General features: G+C 66.2%; 21 protein-coding genes. 6 read left to right on the forward strand and 15 right to left on the reverse strand.

The window, feature by feature from the left end:
• Positions 1-34 precede the first annotated feature (34 nt).
• Both ACSQ24_RS16170 and ACSQ24_RS16175 read right to left on the reverse strand, forming a co-directional pair.
• Positions 35-1,945: an ABCB family ABC transporter ATP-binding protein/permease gene (locus tag ACSQ24_RS16170; protein WP_436095660.1), complete on the reverse strand. Its 1,911-nt coding sequence runs from the start codon at positions 1,943-1,945 to the stop codon at positions 35-37.
• 265 nt (positions 1,946-2,210) lie between these two features.
• Positions 2,211-2,840: a nucleoside triphosphate hydrolase gene (locus ACSQ24_RS16175; protein WP_436097905.1), complete on the reverse strand. Its 630-nt coding sequence runs from the start codon at positions 2,838-2,840 to the stop codon at positions 2,211-2,213.
• Positions 2,841-3,009: 169 nt separating this feature from the next.
• Here ACSQ24_RS16175 and ACSQ24_RS16180 point away from each other — a divergent pair, with 169 nt between their 5' ends.
• Entirely contained in the window at positions 3,010-3,342 is a 333-nt protein-coding gene (locus ACSQ24_RS16180; RefSeq protein ID WP_436095661.1) for a hypothetical protein, read from the forward strand.
• Between the two features lie 136 nt (positions 3,343-3,478).
• On the opposite strand, the gene cimA is transcribed toward ACSQ24_RS16180, so the two are convergent.
• The 4 genes from cimA to cysS form a co-directional block, all read right to left on the reverse strand.
• Entirely contained in the window at positions 3,479-5,062 is a 1,584-nt protein-coding gene (cimA, locus tag ACSQ24_RS16185; RefSeq protein ID WP_436097906.1) for a citramalate synthase, read from the reverse strand.
• A 274-nt stretch (positions 5,063-5,336) separates the two neighbouring features.
• Positions 5,337-5,729: a HEPN domain-containing protein gene (locus ACSQ24_RS16190; RefSeq protein WP_436095662.1), complete on the reverse strand. Its 393-nt coding sequence runs from the start codon at positions 5,727-5,729 to the stop codon at positions 5,337-5,339.
• Complete coding sequence (locus ACSQ24_RS16195; protein ID WP_436095663.1) at positions 5,726-6,109, reverse strand: nucleotidyltransferase domain-containing protein; 384 nt, start codon at positions 6,107-6,109, stop codon at positions 5,726-5,728. Before ACSQ24_RS16195 ends, ACSQ24_RS16190 begins: the two co-directional genes overlap by 4 nt.
• Positions 6,106-7,605 carry a cysteine--tRNA ligase gene (cysS, locus tag ACSQ24_RS16200; RefSeq protein WP_436095664.1) on the reverse strand — a complete coding sequence of 500 codons (1,500 nt, stop codon included), beginning with the start codon at positions 7,603-7,605 and terminating at the stop codon, positions 6,106-6,108. The genes ACSQ24_RS16195 and cysS overlap by 4 nt, the downstream gene beginning before the upstream one ends.
• Positions 7,606-7,986: 381 nt before the next feature.
• Here cysS and ACSQ24_RS16205 point away from each other — a divergent pair, with 381 nt between their 5' ends.
• On the forward strand, positions 7,987-8,316 hold the full coding sequence (locus ACSQ24_RS16205) for a hypothetical protein (protein ID WP_436095665.1): 330 nt from the start codon (positions 7,987-7,989) through the stop codon (positions 8,314-8,316).
• A gap of 11 nt (positions 8,317-8,327) precedes the next feature.
• Here the strand turns inward: ACSQ24_RS16205 and ACSQ24_RS16210 are convergent, their stop codons facing one another.
• From ACSQ24_RS16210 to ACSQ24_RS16220, 3 genes are all read right to left on the reverse strand, one after another.
• Positions 8,328-8,618: a BrnA antitoxin family protein gene (locus tag ACSQ24_RS16210; RefSeq protein WP_436095666.1), complete on the reverse strand. Its 291-nt coding sequence runs from the start codon at positions 8,616-8,618 to the stop codon at positions 8,328-8,330.
• Complete coding sequence (locus ACSQ24_RS16215; protein ID WP_436095667.1) at positions 8,581-8,856, reverse strand: BrnT family toxin; 276 nt, start codon at positions 8,854-8,856, stop codon at positions 8,581-8,583. The genes ACSQ24_RS16210 and ACSQ24_RS16215 overlap by 38 nt, the downstream gene beginning before the upstream one ends.
• Positions 8,857-8,930: 74 nt before the next feature.
• Positions 8,931-9,446 (reverse strand): CreA family protein, encoded by a 516-nt coding sequence (locus ACSQ24_RS16220; protein ID WP_436095668.1) that lies wholly within the window; start codon positions 9,444-9,446, stop codon positions 8,931-8,933.
• Positions 9,447-9,559: 113 nt separating this feature from the next.
• Between ACSQ24_RS16220 and ACSQ24_RS16225 the strand changes: the two genes are divergently transcribed.
• The gene (locus tag ACSQ24_RS16225) at positions 9,560-10,093 is read left to right on the forward strand and encodes a GNAT family N-acetyltransferase (RefSeq protein ID WP_436095669.1); all 534 of its coding nucleotides are present in this window, start codon (positions 9,560-9,562) and stop codon (positions 10,091-10,093) included.
• A gap of 171 nt (positions 10,094-10,264) precedes the next feature.
• On the opposite strand, the gene ACSQ24_RS16230 is transcribed toward ACSQ24_RS16225, so the two are convergent.
• From ACSQ24_RS16230 to ACSQ24_RS16245, 4 genes are read right to left on the reverse strand one after another with little or no spacing between them, the layout of a single operon-like run.
• Positions 10,265-10,657, reverse strand: a complete 393-nt coding sequence (locus ACSQ24_RS16230; protein ID WP_436095670.1) for a lysozyme inhibitor LprI family protein — start codon at positions 10,655-10,657, stop codon at positions 10,265-10,267.
• Positions 10,658-10,659: 2 nt separating this feature from the next.
• Positions 10,660-11,193, reverse strand: coding sequence for a hypothetical protein (locus ACSQ24_RS16235; protein ID WP_436095671.1), 534 nt, complete (start codon positions 11,191-11,193; stop codon positions 10,660-10,662).
• A 34-nt stretch (positions 11,194-11,227) separates the two neighbouring features.
• Positions 11,228-11,449, reverse strand: coding sequence for a DUF2783 domain-containing protein (locus ACSQ24_RS16240; RefSeq protein ID WP_436095672.1), 222 nt, complete (start codon positions 11,447-11,449; stop codon positions 11,228-11,230).
• Positions 11,446-13,014: an FAD-dependent oxidoreductase gene (locus ACSQ24_RS16245; protein ID WP_436095673.1), complete on the reverse strand. Its 1,569-nt coding sequence runs from the start codon at positions 13,012-13,014 to the stop codon at positions 11,446-11,448. The genes ACSQ24_RS16240 and ACSQ24_RS16245 overlap by 4 nt, the downstream gene beginning before the upstream one ends.
• 47 nt (positions 13,015-13,061) lie before the next feature.
• Here ACSQ24_RS16245 and ACSQ24_RS16250 point away from each other — a divergent pair, with 47 nt between their 5' ends.
• Positions 13,062-13,343, forward strand: a complete 282-nt coding sequence (locus ACSQ24_RS16250; RefSeq protein WP_436095674.1) for a type II toxin-antitoxin system RelE/ParE family toxin — start codon at positions 13,062-13,064, stop codon at positions 13,341-13,343.
• A gap of 12 nt (positions 13,344-13,355) precedes the next feature.
• Positions 13,356-13,637 (forward strand): HigA family addiction module antitoxin, encoded by a 282-nt coding sequence (locus tag ACSQ24_RS16255; protein ID WP_436095675.1) that lies wholly within the window; start codon positions 13,356-13,358, stop codon positions 13,635-13,637.
• 6 nt (positions 13,638-13,643) lie between these two features.
• Here the strand turns inward: ACSQ24_RS16255 and ACSQ24_RS16260 are convergent, their stop codons facing one another.
• Together ACSQ24_RS16260 and ACSQ24_RS16265 are read right to left on the reverse strand one after the other, a co-directional pair.
• Positions 13,644-14,600: an MBL fold metallo-hydrolase gene (locus ACSQ24_RS16260; RefSeq protein WP_436095676.1), complete on the reverse strand. Its 957-nt coding sequence runs from the start codon at positions 14,598-14,600 to the stop codon at positions 13,644-13,646.
• Between the two features lie 229 nt (positions 14,601-14,829).
• Positions 14,830-15,843, reverse strand: a complete 1,014-nt coding sequence (locus ACSQ24_RS16265) for a fumarylacetoacetate hydrolase family protein (protein ID WP_436095677.1) — start codon at positions 15,841-15,843, stop codon at positions 14,830-14,832.
• A gap of 62 nt (positions 15,844-15,905) precedes the next feature.
• Between ACSQ24_RS16265 and ACSQ24_RS16270 the strand changes: the two genes are divergently transcribed.
• A complete protein-coding gene (locus ACSQ24_RS16270; protein ID WP_436095678.1) occupies positions 15,906-16,991 on the forward strand; it encodes a TRAP transporter substrate-binding protein in 1,086 nt (361 codons plus the stop codon).
• The last annotated feature ends 74 nt before the right edge of the window (positions 16,992-17,065 follow it).

Here is a 17,065-nt window from a genome sequence, read left to right on the forward strand (position 1 = left end):
TCGATCGTCCACAAGCGTCGCCATCCGACCGGGCTCACTGCGTCAGGCTGACCCGAACGCTCTCGCCCTCCTCCGCGGTCGCCCGCTGCAGCGTCGCCTTGGCCTCGTCGACCTGGCGCTGGCGGTTCCAGAGCGCGGCGTAGACGCCGTCTGCGGCGAGCAGTTCGCGGTGATGGCCGCGCTCGACGATCACACCCTTGTCGAGGACGATGATCTCGTCGGCGTTGACCACGGTCGAGAGCCGGTGGGCGATGACCAGCGTGGTGCGGCCCTCGCTGACCCGGTCGAGCGCGTCCTGGATCTCCTTCTCGGTGAAGGAATCGAGCGCCGAGGTCGCCTCGTCGAGCACCAGCACCGGCGGCCCCTTCAGGATGGTGCGGGCGATGGCGACGCGCTGCTTCTCGCCGCCGGAGAGCTTGAGGCCGCGCTCGCCGACGGAGGTCTGGTAGCCTTCCGGCAGCGACTTGATGAAGCGGTCGATCTGGGCGAGGCGCGCCGCTTCCTCGATCTCGCCTTGCGTCGCCTCGGGACGGCCATAGCGCAGATTGTATTCGATGGTGTCGTTGAACAGCACCGTGTCCTGCGGGACCATGCCGATCGCCGAGCGCAGGGAGACCTGCTGGATTTCGGCGATATCCTGACCGTCGATCAGGATGCGCCCGGACTGCGGCTCGTAGAAGCGGAAGAGCAGGCGCGAGATCGTCGACTTGCCGGCGCCGGACGGGCCGACGATCGCGATCGTCCTGCCGGCCGGAACCTCGAAGGAAATACCACGCAGGATCTGCCGCTCCGGCACATAGGCGAAATGCACGTCCTCGAAGGTGACTGTGCCGGCGCGGACATCGAGCGGGGCCGCGCCCGGCTTGTCCTGGATCTCGGGATCGCGGCCGATCAGCTGGAACATCTGCTCGATGTCGAGTGTCGCCTGCTTGATCTCGCGATAGACGGTGCCCATGAAGTTCAGGGGAATGTAGAGCTGGATCAGCATGGCGTTGATCAGCACGAAATCACCGACCGTGTTGGTGCCGGCCTGGAAGCCCCGCACGCACATCACCATCGAGATGGTGAGACCGGCAGCGAAGATCGCGGCCTGGCCGAAATTGAGCCAGGCGAGCGAGGTGTAGGCCTTGATCGAATTGCGCTCATAGCGCGCCATCGAGACGTCGTAGCGGGCGGTCTCGCGCGCCTCGGCGCCGAAATACTTCACCGTCTCGTAGTTGAGCAGCGAGTCGATCGCCTTGGCATTGGCGTCGGTGTCGGACTCGTTCATCTGGGCCCTGATGGCGATGCGCCATTCGGTGGCCTTGATGGTGTAGGCCATGTAGCCGACCACCATCGTCACCAGCACGACGACATAGCGCCAGTCGAACAGATAGAGCAGCACGCTGATGATCAGGGTGACCTCGATGATCACCGGCACGAGCTGGTTGAGGCCGAGGCGGACCATCTCCTCGATGCCGTTTCGGCCGCGTTCCAAGACGCGCGTCAGGCCACCGGTCTTGCGCTCGAGATGGAAGCGCAGCGAGAGATGGTGGAGATGGCCGAAGGTCTGCAGCGCCAGCGTCCTGACCGCATGCATGAAGACCGGCGCGAAGATCGCGTCGCGCAATTGCACGAAGGCAGCCGAGCCGACGCGGGCAAAACCGTAGATCACCGTCAGTACCAGCGGCGCGCCGACCAGGAAGGGCAGCCAGTTCGACAGCGTCGTCGGGTTGTTGGCGAGCGCGTCCGTCGCCCATTTGAAGGCGAAAGGCACGCCCATCAGCACGAGGCGGCCGATCACCAGCAGCACGAAGGCGGCGACGACACGCTGGCGCAGATCGGCCCGCTCCGGCGGCCAGAGATAGGGCCAAAGCGCCTGGAAGGTGGCGACGAAGCCGGAGCCGGGCTGGAGCACGGTGGGGCGCGCAAGGGGCGCCGGGACCGGCGTGGCAGGCGAGGACATTGAAATGCTTCCAAATGGAACCGCCGATATAGGCGGATTCTCCTGGGAATGCAGGGGGTAGGAGAAGGAAATCGCGGAGATCGTCCGTGAGCGTCCACATTGCGCCAGCGGGGCACTCCCTCCCCCCGCTTGCGGTGGGGAGGGCTAGGGTGGGGGGCAGTGCCGCTCGGCACGACATGGAAGAATGGTCGAGGCCTGCTTTCCGTCCCCCCATCCCTAACCCTTCCCCGCCGCAAGCGGGGGGAAGGGAATGGTCGGCGCCCACTCAGCCCGCCATCGCCTCACTCCGCCAGATGATGTTCGCCGGGCGGCTGCCTTCGATCACCACTCGCGCATTGGGCAGGTCGTTGCCCTCGACCCAAGCGCGCGCGGCCTCAGGGCTGCGACCAAGATCGGTCCAGCGGGCGAGCAGCCGGCGCTCCAGCTCGGCGAGCGGCACGTCGATGAAGATGGTCAGGTCGAAGAGCGGCGCGAGCTCGGCCCAGGGCGCCCGGTCGAGCAGGAGGTAATTGCCCTCGACCAGCACGAAACGAGCATCGGCCGGGATGATCGCAGCGCCGGCGCGGGCGAGATCGGCTTCCCGATCGAAGATCGGCACTGCGACGGCTTCCTCACGCGAACGGATGCGCAGCAAGGTCGCCGCAAGCCCGGCGCAGTCGAAGGTTTCCGGCGCGCCCTTGCGATGGCGCAGCCCCATCGCGTCGAGCACGGCATTGTCGAAGTGGAAGCCGTCCATCGGCACCAGCGCCGCCTCGCCTTCTGGAAGTGCCGCCAGCACGCGTTCGCTCAAGGTCGACTTGCCGGCTCCCGGAGCGCCAGCGAGCGCGACGACGATGCGGCTCAGACCGCGCGCCCGCTCGACGATCCGGGCGGCGATGTCCTCGGCGGTCTGCATGGTCAAAGGTCCGAAATCTCCACTATCCCGCCGCAGGATCGACGACGTCCACGGCGCCTGCAACCCGGCATTGCCGCCACGAAGCGATACCGATCCCGCCTTTTTCTCGTCGCAACTGCGATGTCAGACTGGATCAAAGCCTTTAAAGACCCTGCCCGGAGAAGACGCCATGACGCTTCAACGCATTCTTCCCGCCGCCTGCGCGCTCGCGCTGCTGCCGATCGTGCCAGCGCTCGCGCAATCGCGCCCACCGGCGCAGGTCAAGATCACCAACGGCCGCACCGTGCCGCTGGAGACGCTGGAGATCACGACCACGGGCGAGCAGGCCCGCCTCGTCGCCAAGCTCGCCAAGCCGCTCGCTCCCGGCAAGAGCATCGCCCTCAAGCTGAACAAGCCGGCCGGCTGCAGCTACTACGTCCTCGGCAAGTTCAGCGACGAGAGCGAAAGCGACAATGACGGCATAGACCTCTGCAAGGAGAGGTCGCTGCGCCTGACGGAGTGAGACTTTTTCCTTCTCCCCTCGGGGGAGAAGGTGGCAGCGCGTAGCGCTGACGGATGAGGGCAGCGCCGCGTCTCACCCAGTCGCGCCGCCCTCATCCCCTGCCGGACCTTCTCCCCCGAGGGGAGAAGGAGGCTGACTAAGCCGTCGCGCCCTCGCGCATCAGCTTGTAGGTGATCGAGTCGACCAGCGCCTGGAACGAGGCGTCGATGATGTTGGCGCTGACGCCGACGGTGGTCCAGCGCTCGCCGGTCTCGTCGGCGGACTCGATCAGCACACGGGTGACCGCATCGGTGCCGCCCTGGAAGACGCGGACCTTGTAGTCGACCAGCTTGAGGCCGCCGATCAGCGACTGATAGCGGCCAAGGTCCTTGCGCAAGGCCAGATCGAGCGCATTGACCGGGCCGAGCGCGCTTTCGGCAACCGAGATCAGCGTTTCCGCGCCGACCTTCACCTTGACGATCGCCTCGGAGAAGGTGACGAGCTCACCCAAAGCATTATAGCGGCGCTCGACATTGGCGGTGAAGCGCTCGATCTCGAAATAGGCCGGCAGCTCGCCGAGGATGCGCTTGGCGAGCAGGTAGAACGAGGCATCCGCCCCCTCGAAGGCGTAGCCCTGCGCCTCCTTCTCCTTCAGCTCCTCCAGCACGCGCGAGAGCCGGGGATCATCGCGGCCGATGGTGACGCCGATGCGTTCCAGCTCGGCGACGAGGTTCGATTTGCCGCCCTGGTCAGAGACCAGCACCTTGCGGACATTGCCGACCAGATCGGGCGCGACATGCTCGTAGGTGCGCGGGTCCTTCAGCACGGCCGAGGCATGGATGCCGGCCTTGGTGGCGAAGGCGGAGGCGCCGACGAAGGGCGCGTGCCGGTTCGGCGCGCGGTTCAGCATCTCGTCGAGGGCGCGCGAGACATGGGTGAGTTCGCCGAGCTCTGCCTCCCCAACGCCGACGCTGAAGCGGCGGTTGTAGCGCTCCTTCAGCTTGAGTGCGCCGATCAGGGTGACGAGATTGGCGTTGCCGCAGCGCTCGCCGAGGCCGTTCAGCGTGCCCTGGATCTGGCGGACCCCGGCCTCGACCGCGGCGAGCGAGTTGGCGACGGCGCAGCCGCAATCGTCATGGGCGTGGATGCCGAGATTGTCGCCCGGCACGACCTTCGCCACCTCGGCGACGATCCGGCCGATCTCGTCCGGCAGCGTACCGCCATTGGTGTCGCAGAGCACGACCCAGCGCGCCCCGGCGTCATAGGCGGTGCGGGCGCAGGCGAGCGCATAATCGGGATTGGCCTTGTAGCCGTCGAAGAAGTGCTCGCAGTCGAGCATCACCTCGCGGCCGGCCGCCCTGGCGGTGGCGACGCTGTCGCGGATACCGTCGAGGTTGTCCGCGAGCGAGATCTCGAGCGCGACATGGACATGATAGTCCCAGCTCTTGGCGACGAAGACGATGGCGTCGGCCTTGGCATCGAGCAGCGCGGCGATGCCGGGGTCATTGGAAGCCGAGCGCCCTGCCCGCTTGGTCATGCCGAAGGCGGCGAACTTCGCCCGCTTCGTCGGCTTTTCCGCAAAGAAGGCGGTGTCGAGCGGGTTGGCGCCGGGATAGCCGCCCTCGACATAGTCGATCCCGAGCTTGTCGAGCATCGCCGCGACCGCACGCTTGTCGTCGAGCGAGAAGTCGACGCCCGTGGTCTGGGCGCCGTCGCGCAAAGTCGTGTCGAAGAGGTGGATGCGGGCGAGTGCTTGCGCCGCCGTGCCCTCTCCCCCCTTGTGGGGGAGAGTTGGAGAGGGGGGGAGCTCCGCTTGGCGAGCAGTCGACCCAGTCGGTTGCCCCCCCTCCCTGTCCTCCCCCACAAGGGGGGAGGGTTGCGTCGCGAATGTCGGTCCCGTCATCGCCTCACCCGCAGCCGGTAGCGCAGCACCTTCGGCATCACCATGGCGAGCATGACGAGCTTCATCGCGATCGAGAGCGAGCCGCGCTTGCGGATCTTCGAGGTCTGGGTGGTCATTGTTCTTCTTTGCCTTGGGGCTTGATGAGTGAGATGCAGGCGGCAACGAACTGCCTCGCCTGCTCGACGGCGAGCTCGGCCTCGGCCCGTTCATGAACGCCGTCGCCGTAGTCGGCGAACAAGCGCAGCTGCTCCTCGCGCCCGATCAACCGACCGGTTTCGAGTGGCAGCAGCCCTTCTTTCACGACGCGCAGGTTGAACAGCCTGATCAGCCCGGCATGGCTCTTAACCTGCCGCGTGTCGAGATCGGCGACGGCCTCCAGTGCACCGCGCGCAGCATCGTAACAGGCATAGTAGGCCCGATTGACGGCGCCATCGAGATCGCCTGCGCCGAGCAGGAGCTCGGCGGAGCGCAAGGACTGCTCGGCCTTCTCCAGATGCGGCCTCATGGCCGCACGTCGATCGGCTTGCCGTCGCGGCGCGCGGATGCGAGCAGGTCGGCGAACCGCCCTTCCGGCTCGCGGCCTTCCCATTGAATGCGCGTGAAAGGCCAAGGCTGGATCATCAGCCCTGCGTCCGTAAGAGCGTCGAAGGCGAGATCGATGAGCCGCATCTTCTCGCCCATCGGCGTCCCTTCGAACGCCTTCAGCACGACCGCGACATCCGCATCGCTGTCGGGGCGATGGTCGCCGCGCGCGCGGCTGCCGAAGAGATAAGCCGCCACGAAACGATCACCATAGCTGTCGGCGAGCTTCTGTCGATAGGCGGCGAGCGCCCGCGAAACTGCAGGCTCGCTCGGTGGCGCCAGCAATTCCGCGAGATCGTTCACCGCTTCACCTCCCAGCTCGTAATCAGCTCGCCGGTGGCCGGGTCCTTGCCGTCCATGAGCACGATGCCCATGGCGACGAGCTCGTCGCGGATACGGTCGGATTCGGCGAAGTTTTTGGCGCGGCGGGCGTCGAGGCGTGCGGCGATGAGATTCTGAATTCCGACCTTTTCTATGTCGGTCAGTCCGAAACTTCCTGCGCTGCGATAGAAGAGATCATCAAAACCCAACGCCAGTAGCGTCCGAGTCAATCGCCTTCCAGCGCTAGCATCACCGCGCTCTGCTTCATTATAGACCTTATGAAGCGCGGCAATTGCAGCGGCGGTGTTGAGATCATCGCAAAGTGCTTCTTCCACTTCGTCGATCTCAAGCGATGGCAATTGGTCCGGAGCCCACACCCGAGCCCAGCTATTCAGGGTTCGCTCCGCCTCAAGAAGGCTACGCTCCGTCCAATCGATCGGTTGACGATAGTGGGTACGCAACATCGCGAGGCGCAGTACATCACCTCGCCACTTCCGCCCGCCGAAGGTGTCGGTCGCCAGCAGCTCGTTGATGGTGACGAAGTTGCCGAGCGACTTCGACATCTTCTCGCCTTCGACCTGCAGGAAGCCGTTGTGCATCCAGTAGTTCGCCATGCGCGGCGCACCGCCGGCCGCACCGAAGGCGCAGCAGCTCTGGGCCAGCTCGTTCTCGTGATGCGGGAAGACGAGATCGATGCCGCCGCCATGGATGTCGAAGACGTTCCTGGCGGGATCGTCGCATGTGAGGCCACCGCCGAACGGCTCGAGCAGCGTCTTCATCGACATGGCCGAGCATTCGATGTGCCAGCCGGGGCGGCCGGGCGTGGCGATGCCGGCCGGCGACGGCCAGCCCGGATCGATCCCGGCGCGGCTCGGCTTCCACAGCACGAAATCCATTGGGTCCCTTTTATAGGGAGCGACATCCACTCGTGCCCCCGCGACCATCTCGTCGAGCGAGCGGCGGGCGAGCGAGCCGTAGCGCGGCGCCTCCTTCAGGCCGGCGACGGCCGGGACATGGAAGAGCACATGCTCCTCGGCGACATAGGCGACGCCGCGGGCGATCAGGCGCTCGATGATCGCCTTCATCTCCTCGATATGGCCGGTGGCACGCGGCTCGTCGTCAGGGCGCAGGTTGCCGAGTGCGTCGACATCGGCATGGTACTGCGCCGTCGTGCCTTCCGTGACCTTGGCGATCGCCTCGTTCAGCGGCAAGCCAGGAAAATCGCGCGCGGCGCGGGCGTTGATCTTGTCGTCGACGTCGGTGAGGTTGCGGGCATAGCGGACATGACCCTCGCCATAGAGCTGCCGCAGCAGCCGGTAGAGCACGTCGAAGACGATGACCGGCCGGGCATTGCCGATATGGGCGTAGTCGTAGACCGTCGGGCCGCAGACATACATGCGCACGTTATGGGGATCGACGGGGGTGAAGACCTCTTTCGTCCGCGTCAGCGTGTTGTAGAGCCTGAGGGTCGGCTGCATCGAAGCGGTGTCCTGGCGAGAAGGCGACAAAAACGGCTTATCCTGGCCGCTGGCCGGGGCGCTGTCTGTCTTTTCGTTGGGACGAGGACGTGAGCAGCCGGCCAGCGAAAGCTAGCGGCAAATAATGCAAATAATGGCGAGGGCTCGCGTCATCCAGTTGTGATGCCTGTCATGTGCGCTTACGTCAAGTGGCAGCTGCGCAACGCTCGCGCGCCATCGCCCTGCCTTCCCGCGATTTCAGCTCTCGCCGCCGCAATGCCGCCACAAGCAGCAGACGGTTTGCGCGCAACCAAGATTGCCGTGCTTCACGCAGTCTTAACCATTTGGAACCAGTTTGACATGTCGAAGGTTCAGCCCCGGTCGGGTCTCAGGGACAGTATCATGCGCCGCGCCGTCGCTCTGGTCGGGCTCTTCGGAATCCTTGGCGCCGGAATGTCGCTGGCCCTGCTGCCCGCGACCGGAACCGTCGCCGCCCCCAAGGCCGAGCGCACCTATCTGATCCCGGCCGGAGACGGCTACGGCGTCGCCGACTGCATCGCCAGCAAGTCGGAATGCGGCCAGATCGTCGCCGACGCCTGGTGCGAGTCGCAAGGCCACCGCGTCGCCACCGCCTATGGCCTGGCCGCCCGCGAGGACATCACCGGCTCGACGCCGCGTCCGGCGAACGTCGCGCAGACCGAGCAGCCGCTGACGATCACCTGCGGGGGCTGACCTGATCGCGTTCAGCCGGCCTTCCGGCCCCGGCTCATCTGTGCTTCTGCGTAGGCCTTCAGCACCTTCTGCATCCGGGTCAGGTGACCTTTCCCGCCGCGCTTGAAGAAGGCGAAAACCTCAGGATCAAGCTTGAGATGGACTGAGGTCAGGCCTTTCGGCTGAACCAGAGCCGCATTCTCCCAGAACTCGGAACCAAGCTCTTCGCCTTCCGGGGCATTCGGATCGTGATGGAGCTCGCCGGCATCGCGCTTGGCACGGAGCTCAGCGAGCGACGCTCTCCTGATATCGTCTGTGCTCATCCGTTCCGCCCTTCCATGCAGTGATCAGGCGGGTCACGCCATTCCGCTCCGTGTGCACGACGACGAAACACTCACCGTCGATCAGGCCCAGCGAAACCCAGCGTTCCTCGCCATAGTCCCGCCGATTATCCGCTGCGGTCAGCGTAGGCCCCTCGAAAATCAGAGCGGCATAGAGCAGGTCGACGCCGCGCTCGGCCAGAACCGAGCGCCGCTTGGCTTCGTCCCACTCGAATTCCATTCAGCGCCCGCATCTGTCGCAGCGCTTCGAAATGTACATCTAAAGTGTACGAAAGTCGAGGCGCAGATGCCGCCCTATCTCACCCATTCCGAGCATTTGGGCACCTCGCCCATCCCGCCCCAGGGCATGATCGGCACGCTCGAGGTCGAGTTCTGCGGCGAGCCGTCGATCAGCTTGTCGGTGTAGACCATGTAGATCAGGACGTTGCGCTTGGCGTCGCAGCCGCGCACGATCTGCATCTTCTTCCAGATCAGCGAGCGGCGCTCGCGGAAGACGACGTCGCCCTGCGAGAACTTCTCCTTGATCTTCACCGGGCCGATCTGGCGGCAGGCGAGCGAGACCTCGGAGACCTCTTCGGCGACCCCGAACATGCCGGAGACGCCGCCCTTCTCGGGCACGGTGTAATGGCAGGCGACGCCCTCGACGACCGGATCGTCGACGCCGTAGACGGCGAGCTTGTCGTCCGGAGTCAGCATCTTCCAGACCGTCGACTTCCTGAAGATCAGGTCCTCCTGCGCGAGGGCCGGCGCGGCGACACCGGCGAGCGCGAGACCAGCCGAGACGGCGAGAAGGCAACGACGAAAGCTCATCCAGATTCTCCCAAGACATTCCCGCACAACGGCCGGCAGGATATGGGATAGCGCGCCGTCCCGCACCAGTGCAGGCACGAGCAATCTTCCAACGACACGACAGAGCGACGACCATGCTGCCGCAGCTGGAAACCGAGCGACTCCTCCTGAAGCCGCGCACCGAGGCCGATCTCGACTTCATCGCCGCGCTCAATGCCGATCCAGAGGTCATGCGCTTCATCGCGGCAGTCGGCGACCCGGCGATGGGCCACGAGGGCGTCGCAGCGCGCAGCTTCCTCCATGTCGCACGCGGGCTCGGCTACTGGACCGTGTTCGCCCGTACCGACGAACGCGACCCGCTCGGCTATGTCGGGCTCATTCCGGATGGCGACGATCCGGAGCAGGCCCAGATCAGCTATCGCTTCGCCGTCCGGCACTGGGGACAAGGCATCGCCCGGGAGGCGGTGGAGCGGCTGCTCCGCTACGGCTTCGAGACGCTCGACCTGCCGGAAGCCCTCGTCGTCACGCATCCGCAGAACGCAGCATCGTTGCAGCTGGCGGCACGGCTCGGCTTCGAATCGGCACCGAGCGAAGTTGAGATTCTGATCGGCGCAACGCCGGTGCCCGCCATCCGCTTCCGCCTCCGGCGCGTATATATCGCGGCCTGACGATTGCTGGAGCATGCGGATTTCACACGGAATCACACCGTCATCCTGGACAAGCGGCGAAGCCGCGCAGGTCCGGGATCCATCGTAAGGCACCGAACTCTACGATGGATCCCGGGACGCCCTTTGGGCGCCCAGGATGACGATGGTGGTTCCGTGTAAAGTCAGCCCGCACTAGCGCCGGTCGGCGCCATAGCTGTCCAGTACCGCCGTGCGCTGGGCGATGAGCTCCGCCCGGCAGCTCGGAAAATGCAGCACCTGCCCTTCCCGGCCGAAGTCGCCATTGGCGTAGAACTGGCAGGCCTTGTCCTTGAAGGCGTTCCAGGCGCGCTGCTCCTCGAGCAGATCCTTCTTCGTCGCCGGCTCGCTCGCTGCATAGAGCCGCTTCCAGGCGACATTGAGCTTGGCGTCCTCGCGGGCGACCCACTCTCCGCCGCAGGCGGCCCAGGCGGGATTGGTGCCGTCCGATGTGTCGATGCAGCGCTTATAGGCTTCGTCAGCCGCCGCCGGCAGGGCCAGTGCACCGACGATACCAGCCGCCAGAAAGACGCACACGAAACCGCGCATGCTCAGGCGGCGATCGGCTTGAAGGCGAGATAATAGGCTGCGATCGCGCCGACGAAGCCAAGCCCGGTCAGGACGAGCTTCAGCCGGGTGAAGCCGCTGGCGAAGGCGACGGTACCGTCCTCGACCTTCGGGTAGCGATCGAGCAGGCGCGCGATCGCGAGATTCTCGGCGATGTCGCAGAGCCCGCCGAAGAGCCAGCCGCCACCGCACAGAGCCGCCACCCACCAGGGATAGCCGCGCATCGAGAGACCGACGACGATCAGCGCGCCGACGATCGTATAGACCAGCGCGAAGGCGAGATCGGCCGGCAGCAGCTTGTTGCGATAGATCGCCCGGCGCTCGGGGCCATAGAGCGAGAAGAGCTTCTCGACGTCATCCTTGGTGAAGCCGTTGAAGTCGCTCTCCAGCGCCCGGTCGACGCGCAGGCTGCGCGCCCAGAGCCAGGACAGGAGCAGCGTCAGCACCACCAGCGCCGGCCCCCAGAAGAAGAAGCCGAGCGGGATCAGGGTAGGGTAGAAGGTCGGCAGGTCTTCCATCAGGCTCACGGCTCCAGGGCGTCGTGAGCCGAGCCTACCTCGCCTCGTGCGCCAGCGCCACGGCCTCGCGCAGGACCCGCTCGTCGCCGATGTGATTGGCGAGGATCAGGACGAGGCGGGCATTGAGCGCAGCGCTCTCGCGCTCATCCAGGTCACGATGCGCCTGGGCCAGCAGGCGAAAGGCGGCATCGGGATCGGTAAAGCGCGATTCGCGGGCGAGTCCGTTCGCGGGGATCATGGCAACCGCGGCTTTCATCCCCTGCCCTCCATGCGCTCGATCGCAACCTCGATCGCAGCGCGCTCGGGGTTCGGGAAGCGGGCAGCGACATGCCCGTCCGGCCGCAGCAGCACGGCTGCGCCGCCCTCCAGGGCATAGCGCTGGCACAAGGTTCTATCGCCAGCCGCCGGCTCGATCGCGAGCACGCCGGCAGGCGCAATCCTTGCCGTGCCTTCACCGAGCAGGATCGCCTGCCCCGCCGCGAAAGCCTCGCTCAGCCAGGCGTGAGAAGCGCCGGTGACGGGAGCATCGAGGAAGGGCGCGCCCAGCGGCAGGTTACCTTCCCCACCGTCATCCTCGCTCGAGAGCGGCGAACCGGCATAGGCTGAGGGCAGCGAAAGCCGCCCAGAATTGACGAAGCGCTTGGCGAAGCCGGTATGCGGCGCCAGCGACAGCGCCGCCTCGCGCAAGAGGCGCTCGCCGGGCGAGCGCGGCGCGATGAAGTCGGTCGCCCGCGTCGAGTTCAGGATGTTCTCGTCGGCGGCGGCGGCGCGCTCGCTGTCATAACTGTCCAGCAGCGAGGCGGGACTCCGCCCCTGTACGACCAGCGCCAGCTTCCAGCCGAGATTGTCGGCATCCTGGATGCCGGAATTGGCGCCGCGCGCGCCGAAGGGCGAGACCTGATGGGCGGCATCGCCGGCGAAGATCACGCGGCCATGCAGGAAGCGGTCGAGCCGGCGGCACTGGAAGCGATAGACCGAGACCCATTCAAGCGCGAACTCGGCATGGCCAAGCATGCGCTCGATCCGGGGCCGCACGATCTCCGGCCGCTTCTCGTGATCCGGATCGGCATCCGGGCCAAGTTGCAGGTCGATGCGCCAGATATCGTCCGGCTGCTTGTGCAGCAGCGCCGACTGGCCGGAATGGAAGGGCGGATCGAACCAGAACCAGCGCTCGGTCGGGAACGGCGCGGTCATCTTCACATCGGCGATGAGGAAGCGGTCCTCGAAGGCCTCGCCGCGGAACTCCAGCCCGAGCAGGCCGCGCGTCGGCGAGCGCGCGCCGTCGCAGGCGACGAGCCAGTCGGCTTCGAGGGCGTAATCCCCTTCCGGTGTCGCGATCGTCAGCCTGGCGCCGTCCTCGCGGTTTTCCAGGCCGGCGAGGCGATTGCTCCAACGCAGATCGACCAGCGGCTCGGCGAGCACGGCCTCGACCAGCGCTGCCTCGACATAGAATTGCTGGAGGTTGATGAAGGCCGGCTGCTTGTGCTCGCCCTCGGGCAGGAGGTCGAACTCGTAGAGCTCGGTGTCGCCGCGAAAGACCCTGCCCTTCTGCCAGGTGACGCCCTTCTCGACCATCGCCTCGGCGAGCCCGAGCCGGTCGAAGATCTCGAGCGTGCGCTTGGCGAAGCAGATGGCGCGCGAGCCCTCGCCGATCCGGTCGGCGTCGTCGATCAGCACGACCGGAACCTGCCGGCGCGCCAGATCGAGCGCCAGCGTCAACCCGACCGGGCCGGCGCCGACGATGACGACGGGATGCCGGGCCGGCGTAGCTGCGTCCTGATCCGGGCTGCGTTGATAGGCGAACTGGCGAAAGGGCTGCATCAGCTCAGCTCCTTGACCGATATACGGTACGTATCATATCCTGGATCATGATCCTGAGCTTCGCCGACCGGGATACCGAGCGCTTGCTTCGTGGAGAGGCCTGTGCTGCCCGCTGGCGGGCCGTTGAGAAGGTCGCGTTGCGCAAGCTCGATATGCTGGACGCCGCTGTCACGCTCTTCGATCTGCGCTCGCCGCCGGGCAACCGGCTGGAGGCGCTGAAAGGCGGCCGCAAGGGGCAGTGGAGCATCCGGATCAACGACCAATGGCGACTCTGCTTCCGCTGGGACGGCGACGGCCCTGAGGCGGTTGAGATCGTCGACTATCATTGAGGAGACATGGCGATGGCACGGATCAGAACCCATCCCGGCGAGGTCCTGCGCGAGGAGTATCTGGAGCCACTCGGAATGAGTGCCCGCTCGCTCGCCAAGGCGCTCGACGTCCCCGGCAATCGGATCAGCGACATCCTGCGCCAGCGGCGTGATGTCTCCGCCGATACCGCGATCCGGCTCGGTCGCTTTTTTGGCACTGACCCCCGCTTTTGGCTCAATCTGCAAACTGCTCACGACTTGTCCAAGGCCGAGACCGAGCAGGACTATTCCGCGATCCATCCCCGCGCCGCCTGACCCGCCCTACCCTCTCAGCTCGACCCACATCTGGCGGTCGCGCTCGTCGGTCCAGATGCGCGGATGGTCGAGGCCGCCGGCCTCGTCATAGGCGCGGGTGACGTTGAAGGGCAGGCAGTGCTCGAAGATCACCCAGTCGCCATAGGACGGCTTCAGCGTCTCATGGACGCGCTCGAAGGTTTCGCGCAGCGAACGCCCCTGGGCGACATGGCCCTTCACCGCCTCGTAGAGATCGGACAGGAAGGCGCGGGTGCCCTTGATGCCGTCGGCGACCATCGCCCGGTTGGTCAGCGCCGCGCCGCGGCCCGGCACCATGGCGGCCGGCGCGAAGGCGGCGAGCGCATCGAGCGTCGTCGGCCAGTCGGTGAAGTGCGCGTCGCCGCAATAGGGCGTGGCGCCATATTCGACGAGGTCGCCGGCGAAGATCACATTGGTGTCCGGCGTCCAGGCGACGATGTCGCCGGCGGTGTGGCCACGGCCGAGCTTCATCAGCCGAACCTCGCGGCTGCCGAGCCAGATCGAGGCATTGTGCGAGAAGGTCGTGGTCGGCCAGGTCAGGCCGGGGCGGATCGAGTCGGCACCTTGAAAGAGCCGCGGGAAGCGGCCGATCTCGCTCGCCTTGTCCTCCTCGCCGCGCTCGACGATCATCGCGCGCGCCGCATCCGAGCAGACGATCTCGCGGGCGCCATAGGCCGGCGCGCCGAGCACGCGCACCGCATGATAATGCGAGAGCACGACATGGCTGACCGGCTTGTCGGTGACCTCGCGCACCCGGGCGATGACGCGCTCGGCCATGGTCGGCGTCGCTTGCGCGTCGAAGACGAGGACGCTCTCGTCGCCGACGACGACGCCGCTATTGGGGTCGCCCTCGGCGGTATAGGCGTAGACGCCCTTGCCGACCTCCTCGAAGGAGACGGTCTTCTCGCCGAGATCGGCAGTGGAGGCGAAAGCGGGGGAGGACATGGAGCAACCTCGTCAGTTGAATACGGTGAAGCGGTCGGCCGCATCTGCTCGGATCCGCAACCCATCCTCTCCCCCCTTGTGGGGGAGAGCTAGAGAGGGGGGTATGCCACCCTCGACATGTGCCGAGCTTGACGCGGAGAGGACTGCGGGTGCGATACCCCCCTCCCAACCCTCCCCCACAAGGGGGGAGGGCTTACGCGCCTGACCGACAAAGGCGTGCATGAGGGTTTCATCCCGCATGCGGCAGGATGTCCTGCTCGATCGCGCCGAAGATCGAATGGCCGGCGGCGTCCTTCATCTCGATGCGGACGCTGTCGCCGAAGCGCAGGAAGGGCGTCTGCGGCGCGCCGTGCCGGATCGTCTCGACCATGCGCTGCTCGGCGATGCAGGCATAGCCGAGCCCGCCCTCCGCGACCGGCCTGCCCGGGCCGCCATCGGCATCGCGGTTCGAGACCGTGCCGGAGCCGACAATGGTGCCGGCGACGAGCGGGCGGGTCTTGGCGGCATGGGCGATCAGCACGCCGAAGTCGAAGGTCATGTCGACGCCGGCCTCAGGCTTGCCGAACGGCTTGCCGTTGACCTGGGCGAGCAATGGCAGGCTGAGCCTGCCATCCTTCCAGGCAGGACCGAGTTCATCCGGCGTCACCGCCGCTGGCGAGAAGGCGGAAGACGGCTTTGATTGAAGGAAACCAAAGCCTTTCGCCAATTCATTGGGAATCAGATTCCGCAAGCTCACATCGTTGACGAGCATGACGAGGCGGATCAGCCCGCGCGCCGCCTCGGGGCTGACACCCATCGGCACGTCGCCGGTGACGACGGCGATCTCGGCTTCCAGATCGATGCCGTAATCCTCGCTCGCCAGCTTCACCGCCTCACGCGGGCCCAGGAAGGAATCGGAACCGCCCTGGTACATCAGCGGATCGGTCCAAAAGCTCTCGGGCATCTCGGCCCCCCGCGCCTTCCTGACCAGCTCGACATGGTTCACATAGGCCGAGCCGTCGACCCATTGATAGGCGCGCGGCAAGGGCGAAGCGCAGTGATTCTCGTGGAAGCGGAAGGACGGCACCGAGCCGTGCTCGAGGCTCTCGGCGAGATCGGCGAGCCGCGGCGCGCAGCGGCTCCAGTCGTCGAGCGCGCCCTGCAGCGTCGCCACGACCGGAAAGGCGTCGGTCGCGCGGGTCAGGTCGTTCGAGACCACGACGAGGCGGCCATCCCGGCCATGCATGAGGGATGCGACTTTCATCTCTTTTCAATCCTCGCCGAACAGTGATGATGGCAGCAAATCGATCCCGGGGAGGAAAGTCCATGCAACGCCGTACGTTTTTGAAGACGGGCGCGCTCGCCGCGGCCGCCGCGCCGATCGCGATGCCCGCGATCGCGCAATCGATGCCCGAGGTGAAATGGCGCCTGACCTCGAGCTTCCCGAAGCAGCTCGACACGATCTACGGCACCGCCCAGCAGTTCGCGAAGTTCATGTCGGACGCCACCGACGGCAGGTTCCAGATCCAGACCTTCTCGGCCGGCGAGATCGTGCCCGGACTGCAGGCGCTCGACGCGGTCACCTCCGGCACGGTCGAATGCGCGCATACGCCGACCTATTTCTATGTCGGCAAGGAGCCGGCGCTGGGACTCGGCACCGGCATTCCCTTCGGCCTCAACGCCCGCCAGCAGCATAGCTGGTGGTATTTCGGCGGCGGCGAGCAGATCGTCAACGGCGCGCTCGCCAAGTTCAACGCCTACTCGATCCCCTGCGGCAATTCCGGCTGCCAGATGGGCGGCTTCTTCCGCAAGGAATTGAAGACCGTCGACGACCTCAAGGGCCTGAAGTTCCGCATCGGCGGCATGGGCGGAGCGGTGCTGGCCAAGCTCGGCGTGGTGCCGACGCAGATCGCGGCGGGCGACGTCTACCCGGCGCTGGAGCGCGGCACGATCGACGCCGCCGAATTCGTCGGCCCCTATGACGACGAGAAGCTCGGCTTCGTGAAGGTCGCGCCCTATTACTACTATCCCGGTTGGTGGGAGGGCGGCGCCATGCTGCACCTCGTCATCAACCAGGAGCAGTGGAACAAGCTGCCCAAGCACTACCAGGCGATCGTCCAGAACGCCTGCGAGGCGGCCAACAACTGGATGCTGGCGAAGTACGACTTCGTCAATCCGGGCGGGCTGCGCAAGCTGATCGCCCAGGGCGCGCAGCTCAAGGCCTTCCCGCAGCCGATCATGGAAGCCTCGCTCAAGGCGGCCGAAGAGTACTACGCCGAGACCTCGGCCAAGAGCGAAGCCTTCAAGAAGGGCTATGAGTCGATGGTCGCCTTCCGCGGCGAGAACCTGCTCTGGTGGCAGGTCGCGGAACTCTCCTACGACGCCTTCATGAACCGGCTGCGCTCGCGCTGAAGACCGCTTGCGCCAACGGGCCAGAAAAAGGCGCGGGAGCCCTCCCCCCTTGTGGGGGAGGGTCGGGAGAGGGG

It is taken from the genome of Allobosea sp. LjRoot237 (genome assembly GCF_964253285.1).
Lineage (GTDB): Bacteria > Pseudomonadota > Alphaproteobacteria > Rhizobiales > Beijerinckiaceae > Allobosea.

Coding starts and splice junctions, on each gene's coding strand:
- ACSQ24_RS16170 (WP_436095660.1), bottom strand. CDS start 1,945: ATGTCCTCGCCTGCCACGCCGGTCCCGGCGCCCCTTGCGCGCCCCACC.
- ACSQ24_RS16175 (WP_436097905.1), bottom strand. CDS start 2,840: ATGCAGACCGCCGAGGACATCGCCGCCCGGATCGTCGAGCGGGCGCGC.
- ACSQ24_RS16180 (WP_436095661.1), top strand. CDS start 3,010: ATGACGCTTCAACGCATTCTTCCCGCCGCCTGCGCGCTCGCGCTGCTG.
- ACSQ24_RS16190 (WP_436095662.1), bottom strand. CDS start 5,729: ATGAGGCCGCATCTGGAGAAGGCCGAGCAGTCCTTGCGCTCCGCCGAG.
- cysS (WP_436095664.1), bottom strand. CDS start 7,605: ATGCAGCCGACCCTCAGGCTCTACAACACGCTGACGCGGACGAAAGAG.
- ACSQ24_RS16205 (WP_436095665.1), top strand. CDS start 7,987: ATGCGCCGCGCCGTCGCTCTGGTCGGGCTCTTCGGAATCCTTGGCGCC.
- ACSQ24_RS16210 (WP_436095666.1), bottom strand. CDS start 8,618: ATGAGCACAGACGATATCAGGAGAGCGTCGCTCGCTGAGCTCCGTGCC.
- ACSQ24_RS16215 (WP_436095667.1), bottom strand. CDS start 8,856: ATGGAATTCGAGTGGGACGAAGCCAAGCGGCGCTCGGTTCTGGCCGAG.
- ACSQ24_RS16220 (WP_436095668.1), bottom strand. CDS start 9,446: ATGAGCTTTCGTCGTTGCCTTCTCGCCGTCTCGGCTGGTCTCGCGCTC.
- ACSQ24_RS16225 (WP_436095669.1), top strand. CDS start 9,560: ATGCTGCCGCAGCTGGAAACCGAGCGACTCCTCCTGAAGCCGCGCACC.
- ACSQ24_RS16230 (WP_436095670.1), bottom strand. CDS start 10,657: ATGCGCGGTTTCGTGTGCGTCTTTCTGGCGGCTGGTATCGTCGGTGCA.
- ACSQ24_RS16235 (WP_436095671.1), bottom strand. CDS start 11,193: ATGGAAGACCTGCCGACCTTCTACCCTACCCTGATCCCGCTCGGCTTC.
- ACSQ24_RS16240 (WP_436095672.1), bottom strand. CDS start 11,449: ATGAAAGCCGCGGTTGCCATGATCCCCGCGAACGGACTCGCCCGCGAA.
- ACSQ24_RS16245 (WP_436095673.1), bottom strand. CDS start 13,014: ATGCAGCCCTTTCGCCAGTTCGCCTATCAACGCAGCCCGGATCAGGAC.
- ACSQ24_RS16250 (WP_436095674.1), top strand. CDS start 13,062: ATGATCCTGAGCTTCGCCGACCGGGATACCGAGCGCTTGCTTCGTGGA.
- ACSQ24_RS16255 (WP_436095675.1), top strand. CDS start 13,356: ATGGCACGGATCAGAACCCATCCCGGCGAGGTCCTGCGCGAGGAGTAT.
- ACSQ24_RS16260 (WP_436095676.1), bottom strand. CDS start 14,600: ATGTCCTCCCCCGCTTTCGCCTCCACTGCCGATCTCGGCGAGAAGACC.
- ACSQ24_RS16265 (WP_436095677.1), bottom strand. CDS start 15,843: ATGAAAGTCGCATCCCTCATGCATGGCCGGGATGGCCGCCTCGTCGTG.
- ACSQ24_RS16270 (WP_436095678.1), top strand. CDS start 15,906: ATGCAACGCCGTACGTTTTTGAAGACGGGCGCGCTCGCCGCGGCCGCC.